The organism is Candidatus Cloacimonadota bacterium (genome assembly GCA_020532355.1).
In the GTDB taxonomy this organism is placed as follows: domain Bacteria; phylum Cloacimonadota; class Cloacimonadia; order Cloacimonadales; family Cloacimonadaceae; genus UBA5456.
On record JAJBBD010000060.1, the window covers coordinates 1 to 8,598 of the forward strand.

Below are 8,598 nucleotides of genomic sequence, written 5' to 3' on the forward strand. Positions count from 1 at the left end.
AAATCCGAGTCGGGCATTTGGATATGACTCATTATAAGTTCTTTGATGGCGTCACAATCATGCATACCATACATAAGCAATTCTGCCCTGGAGCCTTCAGGACCGGCAACTCCAGCAGTCTGAATATGCAGGGAACTCAAGCCAAAAAGACGCTGGAGAGGTCCCTGTGTAATATCTATATTGGTAATTTTATGATAGGGTACAGCAGTTTTTTTGCGCCAAAAGACTCCCTTCTTAGCTTTTACTCCATCACGTTCAATGCGATACTCTAAACTTTTGAAAAAAGCTGCGATATACCACAGGTAAAAGATTTCGTTAAGCACAAAAGGAGTGATCAAAATTAAAAGCAATAAATACTCTTTGGTAAACAACATGATGGTAAATAGAACTAGAGCTATTAACAAAAAGAAGATAAAACTTAAGAGGTTCCAATATCTTTTAAGTTGTGGTTCTGGTTTATAAGCTATATTATCCATTGCTTTCTCCTCTCATCTTGAGTGTATATACATTTATTTTTAATGTATGCGGAGTCAAGCAAAATTATCATGCTATGGAAATTGATTTGCCTACTTTTTGGTGCTGATTGCGATAGGTTTTTGGGAACAAACAGTATCTTGATGAACAGTCTCGCAGCATTTTATCTGCTTGCTCAAACTTAGTTGTTGAATACAATAGCGTGTTGATCTTTAGCCCTCTCCGGTTTTCTAAGCTTAGTTTTAGGGTGGATTTGTCGTTGGATTATGCTATGCCCATTGCATGATCCTAGCTTAAAGCCAGGCTAATGCTCCGACGGCAGAACAGGAAAAGATTAAAGTGGACGCGATGCTCATATTGTGTTTAGGGTAGAAAATTCTCTTGTTGCAGAGGGCGCAGGTCTTTCAAGTGAGATAAATTGAATCACCGAAAATTGCAAATCGGGTCATCGAAATCTGCAAATGCTTTTTGGATATTCTTTTCTCTTATCGACTTATCTATTTTGTACAAGGGTTAGTTATTTGTAGATTTCAGTTACTCTTTATATGGTATGCATCCTCTGGTAAGTTTATTGAGAACTACAATCAGAAATGCTTGACAGCCAGGTTCATCAGATTAACTTGGTACAAATTGAGGTAAAAATGACAGATGCCATAGTATTTTTAGGAATTCAAGGTAGCGGGAAAGGCACTCAGGCAAAGCTGCTTGCGGAGCGCACTGGGTTTAAGCATATCAATATTGGAGATTTGCTAAGAGAACAGGTGAGCCTTAAAACGAGTATCGGGTTAAGAGTTTCGGAAATTATCCAAAGCGGTAGTTTGGTGTCTGACGAGTTAGTTTTTGAGCTTATCCAAGCTAGCCTTAATAAGGACTGTTCCGGAATAATCTTTGATGGTTTTCCCCGTACCTTAGCTCAAGCAGAGCATTTGGTAAAACACTTCAGATTAGCCAGGGTATATTATTTGGATTTATCTGAGGAGCAGGCAATAGCTCGCATGGAGGGAAGAAGGGTGTGCAAGGAGTGTGGCAGAAATTACCATCTTATGTACCACCCGCCCCAACATGAATGTATTTGTGACGATTGCGGGGGGGTACTGATAACGCGTGCAGATGACTCTCCGGATGCTATCAAAAAACGCATAGCCGCTTTCTTTGATGAAACTTATGCGCTAAAGAAATTCTTTGAGAAGCTGGGAGTTCTAGTTCAGATTTCGGCAGCTAACAGTGTTTCGGAGGTTAAGACAGCTATTTGGGCAGATGCGCTTTTGGATTGAAAGATGTCTGTAAACAATAGCAAGGGCTTGCTAAAGCATATTGAAGCTCTGGCGTATCTTATCGCGGCATGGAGCTTTGCGGTAATATTTTTGGAGAGTATAGTTCAAGAACTTATGAACTATCACTTGCTGGAATTCATTACTGCGGGAGCAAACCTGTTATTATTGTTTTTAACTATTATCAGCCGTCTGATTTGTAAGGATCAAAGCAAACAGACTGTTTTGCTTAGGATTGATATTATCATGTTGCTTCTTGGCGGCCTGTTGATGTTCTATCAGGCAAAGTTCGTAATCTTCTTCCTTCTGATCCGGCAGACTTATTTTATAATGCAATACATACTATTCAGAGCATTTGAGGGCAAACTGTATAAGATTCTAACCGATAACCCGCCGGTTTCACTAATGTTGAGTTTTGCTTTTGTGATACTAGTGGGGACAATACTGTTGATGTTACCGGAAGCCTCTGTAAATAAAGAGATAACACCGTTTATTGATGCTCTGTTTACTTCTACTTCTGCTACTTGTGTAACCGGACTTATTGTAAGGGATACTGGGTCATATTTTAGTTTGTTTGGTCAACTAGTAATTTTGGTTTTGATACAGATAGGTGGCTTAGGTATTATGACTGTTTCTACCGCCTTTGCGCTAATAATGGGCAGACGCCTAACTCTCAAACTAGAGAATGTGATGCATAATGTGGTGGGAGATAACGAACGTCTGGACGTATTTCAACTCTTGAAGAATATCGTAATAGTAACGGCAATAATTGAGGCTTTTGGTGCTGTGTTTTTATTCCTTACTTTTTCGAAAACCATGCAAGCTTCTCAAGCTTTATATAGTGCAATTTTCCACTCTATCTCAGGATTTTGTAATGCAGGATTTTCCTTATTTACAGATTCTCTAATGGGTTATGTTGACAATCCTTTGGTAAATTTTACACTAACGGGATTGATTCTATTGGGTGGACTCGGTTTTGCTGTGATGATCGATCTTTATCGCTATGTGTTTAAGCTCGATAGAGTTAGGAAACTCACTTTGCACTCCAAGATAGTGTTATTAGTATCCTCATTATTGATCCTTGTAGGGTTTATTAGCGTGTATGTGGCAGAGTATAACGGCTTGATGAATGGCTTTACTGTAAGTAAAAGGATGCTAAGCTCATGGTTCCAATCTGTAACTGCACGTACTGCCGGATTTAACACATTGGATATTACCAGGCTTAGTCCGGCATCTATCCTTGTGTTTTTAGGGCTTATGTTCATTGGGGCTTCTCCCGGTTCAACTGGTGGAGGTATAAAAACTACAACATTTGCGGTCTTGCTACTTTCGGTAACCAGCATGTTGCGAGGACGTCGTGAACTAAGCATGTACAATCGGAAAATTGCTATTTCTAACTTTCGAGAAGCTACCAGCCTGATAATACTATCGTCAGGAATAATATTTCTTGTAGTGTTCGGGCTTTTTATGGTAGAGAGTTTTCCTTTTGAGAAAATAATCTTTGAGGCTATTTCAGCTTTTGGCACGGTTGGGCTTTCGATGGGCATAACAGATAAACTGGGAGCTGCCGGAAAGCTTCTCATCACGATACTAATGTATATAGGACGTATTGGTCCTTTAACCCTAATTTATGCGCTTTCTATGCGTAAACGAGAACCTAAAGTAACCTATGCAGAAGAAAAGATAGCCATCGGCTAAGGAGAAACGAAATGGCACGATATGCCGTAATTGGGCTTGGCAGATTTGGTATGACAGTAGCGAACATCCTCAGCGAAAGTGGGATGGATGTTATTGCAATAGACAAAGATCAGGAGTTGGTAGATGAAGTATCGGGAAGAGTTTCCTATGCTATATGCATGGATTCTACAGACGAAGCAGCTTTAAGATCGCAAAACTTAAATGAGGCAGATGCAGTTATAATCGGCATTGGCAGCAACATTCAAGAAAGCATCCTCACGGCGGCGATCTTGCGAAAAATTGGCGTAGGCATTATCTATGCCAAGGTAGAAAATCGATTGCATGGTCGCATCTTAGAGCTAATTGGCGTACAAAATATCTTGTTGCCAGAAGAGATTGTGGGCACACAATTAGCTAAGACTCTCATTTCAAAGAATGTCCGCGAATATATCAGTCTTTCAAGTGGTCATGTGGTAATGGAAATGCTAGCCCCCAGGGAATTTGTGGGAAAAGATTTGCAGGAATTGGCATTACCTACTTCTCGTGGCGTGAATATCATCGCCATCAAATACAATTCTCTTTCTGTAACAGAAGATGGTCGCAATGTAATAGAAAAGAAAATGAACGATATGCCTGGGGCAAACGACACCATAAATGAAGGAGATATCCTCATTATGATGGGTCCTAAGGGAAATGTGGACAAGCTCATCTACGAAACAACAATTAGGAAGGATTAAGATGAAACGCTCCATAAAACAACGCTATCGCCTGATGATAGGTATTTTATTCACACTTATTGTGTTACAATTCATAGCGGTTCTCTTTGCCATCGCACAGGCAGATGACCTCTATGCCTTAGCTAGTGATGTACAATCCATTATGATTGTTTTTATGTTTGGGATTTTCATTTATGTGGTAGTAATCTTTAACTATTTGCCATATCGGTTAAATAGAGCTATCCTGCGCGTGGAGGATCTAATTGACGAGATATCTAACGGAAACTATCAAATCGATTTCGACAGCTCGATTTTTGAGCACGATCAAGATTTTAAACAGCTCATTTACGCCCTGCAAAAAATGCTGGATATTATCATCCGGTTTGATGCAGCAAAGGCAGATAAAATCTATGAGCATCATCAGCGCATTAACCAGCTTATAAATTTGTTACCTCAAGTTGTAATGATTGTGAACATAACCGGAGACATGATTTACGTTAACGACACATTCAGAGAGCGATATCCAAATATCAGCGACGTGGGAAACATCAATGAAGTAATCCTGAAAGATGATTTTAGTATGAAGATATTTAATGTCATCATCGAGTCGCTGCGTTATGGGAATAACATTTACAACGATAAAGTGGAGCTGGAAGGCGAGGCTCAAAGTGCACTTATAAAGGGATCAATTATCCGAAATCGCAAAGGAGTGTCTTCCGGAGGTGTATATACAGTGGAGATAACTGGTGAAGCCACAAAAAATTAAGGTTATTTATGAAGGCGATATTGCCATTCGCCTAGATAAACACTTGGCAAATATACGTTTGCAAGAGATACATTCGCGAAGTTTTGTCGAAAGCCTTATCGCTGAGGATCGCATCTTAGTAAATAATATCCCAGTAAAAAAGAGCTACTTGTTACAACAAGGCGATGAAATCATTCTTAATTTACCGGAGCCACCAGATTTTGATATGCAGCCTGAGAACATTCCATTAGATGTAGTATATGAAGATGAGCACCTTGCTGTAATTAATAAAGAAGCAGGAATGATCGTACATCCCGGTCATGGCAATCCCAATGGGACTTTAGTAAATGCCATTTTGCACCGATTTGCGGGAAATCTTTCTTCGGGAAGAGATTCTAACCGTCCGGGTATAGTTCATAGACTGGATAGAGGAACCTCTGGATTGATAGTAATTGCCAAAAACGATAGAACTCAAGTGGAACTAAATCATCTATTTGCTCGTAGAGAGATACATAAAACTTATATTGCCATAAGTACGGGCATTCCCGAACCACCGGAAGGCAAAATGGAGTGTCACATCGCCCGTTCTCTCAGTAATCCGCGTCAGATGTGTGTGGCGGCAAATGGCAAGTGGGCTCTTTCCCACTATAAAATTATAAAGTACTACCATTATTTTGCGTTGGTAAAAGTTAAGCTGGAAACTGGGCGGATGCATCAGATACGGGTTCAATTTGCCCATTATCACACTCCCATTTTAGGGGATCTTTTGTACAATTCTCGCCGTCAAATACACTCACTTATGCCCCAAAACATGAAGCGTAAGGCTACTGAGCTTTTAGCAAATCACCTATTCAGGCAAGCACTTCATTCTTGGCAATTGGAATTTACTCATCCCATCACCGGGAAGCAGCTAAGCCTTTATGCTCCTATTCCGGACGACATTATCTACACCCTAAATTGGCTGGAGAACTATTTTGCTATTGACACAGACTCCAAGCCGTATAATATGATTCTAGAGGAAAATAAACAGTGGTAGAAACGAATAATCAAGTTGAATCCGTATTTAGCTCAATTGAAGATGCCATCGCTAGCATTGCCGAAGGCAAGATGATAATCGTGGTAGACGACGAAAACCGCGAGAATGAGGGAGATTTGCTAATGGCGGCAGATTTAGTGAGCCCTGGCAAGGTAAATTTTATGATTAGTCACGGTAAGGGTTTGCTCTGTGTGCCTATGCCGGAAGATTATGCAGAAAGACTGGATATCCCTCTTATGACCAGAGATAACAATGAACGACACGGCACAAAGTTCACCGTATCGGTAGACGTATTTGAGGGCACAACCACGGGAATCTCTGCCTCAGAGCGCTCGAAAACCGTGAAAGCTCTGGCAAATCCACTGAGCCAGGCAAATCAGTTTATGCGTCCGGGACATGTATTTCCCTTAATAGCTGAGAAAGGCGGAGTGTTAAAACGCGCCGGGCATACTGAGGCAGCAGTGGATTTGGCAAAGATGGCAGGACTAAATCCGGTTGGACTCATCTGCGAGATTATCCGTGACGATGGTGAAATGGCTCGGTTAGACGATTTAGTGAATTTTGCCCGTAAACATGATTTAAAGATAGTAACCATAGAAGATCTAATTCACTATCGCCGCAAAAAAGAACAACTTGTGCATCAGGTATCTATAGCAAAGCTTCCTACCGAGTATGGGCTATTTGATATAATCACTTATGCCAGCGATATTTCAGGAGAGCATCACGTAGCTCTCAGTATGGGAGATATTAGCTCAGGCGATCCGGTTCTGGTTAGGGTTCATTCCGAATGTTTAACTGGTGATGCCTTGCATTCTTTGCGTTGCGATTGTGGAAAGCAGCTTGCCCGCAGCTTCGAGATGATTGCCGCAGAAGGACGCGGCGTGGTGCTATACATGAGACAAGAGGGGCGCGGTATTGGACTTTTAAACAAAATTCGAGCCTATCACTTGCAAGATAACGGTGCCGACACAGTTGAAGCAAATCTCAAACTTGGCTTTCCCGATGATCTTAGGGATTATGGGATTGGTGCTCAGATCCTTAAGGATATGGGACTCAAGAAGATAAAACTCCTAACCAATAATCCAAAAAAAATTGTAGGCCTAACAGGTTATGGCTTGGAGATTGTAAATAGAGTTCCCATCGAGATAAGCCCTCAAAAAGAAAACGAATTCTATCTTAAAACTAAGAAAGATAAAATGGGACACATTCTTAATGAAGTTTAAAGCCATACTGTTCACGATCCTAATAATACTATTTAGCGGTTTATTCGCCGAGGAGATAGCAATCCCCAAAGCAGAAGGTTTTGTGAACGATTTTGCAAATCTGCTTTCAGAAGAGACCAGAATTAGAATAAATGATTGGGCTATAGAACTAAAAGAAAAAACTGGATCCGAATTTGCCTTGGCAACATTCACGAGCATAAAAGATGAAGATGAAGTTTCATTTGGAGTACGCCTATATCAAGAATGGGGCATTGGCTCTCAGCGGGATGAAGGCGTACTAATACTGTTGGCTCTTCAAGAACGCCGTCTTCGCATTGAGGTTGGTTATGGAGCAGAAGGATATATTACCGATGCTTATGCTCATCAAGTGTATCAGCACATGACTACATATTTGCGCAAGGGCAGCGAGGATTGGGATGCAGCCTTTACGCAAGGCAGTCTGATGCTTTTAGGCGCAATGGCAAAAGAGAAAAATGTAAGTCTTACTGGGATGTCCGAATTCTCACAACGTAGAACAAATCCCAATAATGAAGCATCTCCATTGGGAGTGCTGATTACAATCATCGTGTTTGTGATTTTAATGATTGTTACCAAGGGCAAAATTCTTAACGTGCTGTTTTGGCTGTTGATCTTTAGCGGCAGAGGTGGTGGTGGCTCTTGGGGCGGTGGATTTGGCGGAGGATCTCGTGGGGGATCTTCTTCCGGTGGATTTGGCGGATTTGGCGGCTTCGGCGGTTTTGGCGGAGGCAGGTCTGGCGGTGGTGGAGCAGGAGGAGGTTTTTAGATGCTCTTTTTGAAATCTTTACTTTTTATCGTATGGAACATAGCCCTTGGGCTGGCATTTGTCTATTTTATCAGATGGTTTTTGTTCAATCCCAAACCTCGCTTCTTTTTTGGCAAACGATTCATCTTGACTCCAGGATTTTTAGTACGTAAACGGGATTGGCTCTTTTCAAAAGCACGTGAGCTATTACACGATTATATTCGCCAAGCGGAAAACCCTGGAATTAAGGATGGATATTTGGCAAAATGGGAACAAAAGGTAAGAGATTATTTGTGGGAAAAAACAGATTTTGTAGATTCCTGGCCACTTATACCTGCTAAAATGAAGCAAAGTATTCGCCAAAAGATTGTTGACGCTTTTACGGCAATAGTATCTAAATTGCTGCGTAAGACCGTTCCACGCATGCTGGATCAGTGGCGAGTGGAGCATAGAATTGATGATTACGATTTTCAATTTTCCATAGAGTTCTTCCGCAAATACTACAATCTTTACGTGCATAAATACTTGATGTATTTGTTCTTGGCATTGAATTTCATCATAGGCGTGGAGAACATGATCTTGTATCTGATTATCGGTGGTTAAGCTCCTTCGCATCAGATATGATAAGTGCTGAGTTTTCCTATCAGAGATAATTGATGCGATATAAACGAAAGCTAACAAGCCCAAGGAGGC

9 protein-coding genes are annotated in these 8,598 nt (G+C 41.0%); 8 read left to right on the top strand and 1 reads right to left on the bottom strand.

Going from position 1 to position 8,598, the window contains the following annotated elements:
• Positions 1–476: PH domain-containing protein (locus LHW48_01825; protein MCB5259203.1), on the bottom strand; the 476-nt coding region annotated here is incomplete at its 3' end.
• Between the two features lie 639 nt (positions 477–1,115).
• Here LHW48_01825 and LHW48_01830 point away from each other — a divergent pair.
• Genes LHW48_01830 through LHW48_01865 form a run of 8 tightly spaced genes read left to right on the top strand, consistent with a single transcriptional unit; the run spans position 1,116 to position 8,508 of the window.
• On the top strand, positions 1,116–1,748 hold the full coding sequence (locus LHW48_01830) for a nucleoside monophosphate kinase (GenBank protein ID MCB5259204.1): 633 nt from the start codon (positions 1,116–1,118) through the stop codon (positions 1,746–1,748).
• 3 nt (positions 1,749–1,751) lie between these two features.
• Complete coding sequence (locus LHW48_01835) at positions 1,752–3,443, top strand: TrkH family potassium uptake protein (GenBank protein ID MCB5259205.1); 1,692 nt, start codon at positions 1,752–1,754, stop codon at positions 3,441–3,443.
• Between the two features lie 11 nt (positions 3,444–3,454).
• Positions 3,455–4,159, top strand: coding sequence for a TrkA family potassium uptake protein (locus tag LHW48_01840; GenBank protein ID MCB5259206.1), 705 nt, complete (start codon positions 3,455–3,457; stop codon positions 4,157–4,159).
• A 1-nt stretch (position 4,160) separates the two neighbouring features.
• A complete protein-coding gene (locus LHW48_01845) occupies positions 4,161–4,904 on the top strand; it encodes a hypothetical protein (protein MCB5259207.1) in 744 nt (247 codons plus the stop codon).
• Positions 4,885–5,919 (top strand): RluA family pseudouridine synthase, encoded by a 1,035-nt coding sequence (locus LHW48_01850; GenBank protein MCB5259208.1) that lies wholly within the window; start codon positions 4,885–4,887, stop codon positions 5,917–5,919. The genes LHW48_01845 and LHW48_01850 overlap by 20 nt, the downstream gene beginning before the upstream one ends.
• The gene (locus tag LHW48_01855; GenBank protein ID MCB5259209.1) at positions 5,913–7,142 is read left to right on the top strand and encodes a bifunctional 3,4-dihydroxy-2-butanone-4-phosphate synthase/GTP cyclohydrolase II; all 1,230 of its coding nucleotides are present in this window, start codon (positions 5,913–5,915) and stop codon (positions 7,140–7,142) included. The genes LHW48_01850 and LHW48_01855 overlap by 7 nt, the downstream gene beginning before the upstream one ends.
• On the top strand, positions 7,132–7,926 hold the full coding sequence (locus LHW48_01860) for a TPM domain-containing protein (protein MCB5259210.1): 795 nt from the start codon (positions 7,132–7,134) through the stop codon (positions 7,924–7,926). The genes LHW48_01855 and LHW48_01860 overlap by 11 nt, the downstream gene beginning before the upstream one ends.
• Positions 7,927–8,508: a hypothetical protein gene (locus tag LHW48_01865; GenBank protein MCB5259211.1), complete on the top strand. Its 582-nt coding sequence runs from the start codon at positions 7,927–7,929 to the stop codon at positions 8,506–8,508.
• The last annotated feature ends 90 nt before the right edge of the window (positions 8,509–8,598 follow it).

What these genes read in the sequence shown, in the direction of transcription:
- LHW48_01865 (MCB5259211.1), top strand. Translation starts at nt 7,927, where the DNA reads ATGCTCTTTTTGAAATCTTTACTTTTTATCGTATGGAACATAGCCCTT.
- LHW48_01840 (MCB5259206.1), top strand. Translation starts at nt 3,455, where the DNA reads ATGGCACGATATGCCGTAATTGGGCTTGGCAGATTTGGTATGACAGTA.
- LHW48_01830 (MCB5259204.1), top strand. Translation starts at nt 1,116, where the DNA reads ATGACAGATGCCATAGTATTTTTAGGAATTCAAGGTAGCGGGAAAGGC.
- LHW48_01845 (MCB5259207.1), top strand. Translation starts at nt 4,161, where the DNA reads ATGAAACGCTCCATAAAACAACGCTATCGCCTGATGATAGGTATTTTA.
- LHW48_01835 (MCB5259205.1), top strand. Translation starts at nt 1,752, where the DNA reads ATGTCTGTAAACAATAGCAAGGGCTTGCTAAAGCATATTGAAGCTCTG.
- LHW48_01860 (MCB5259210.1), top strand. Translation starts at nt 7,132, where the DNA reads ATGAAGTTTAAAGCCATACTGTTCACGATCCTAATAATACTATTTAGC.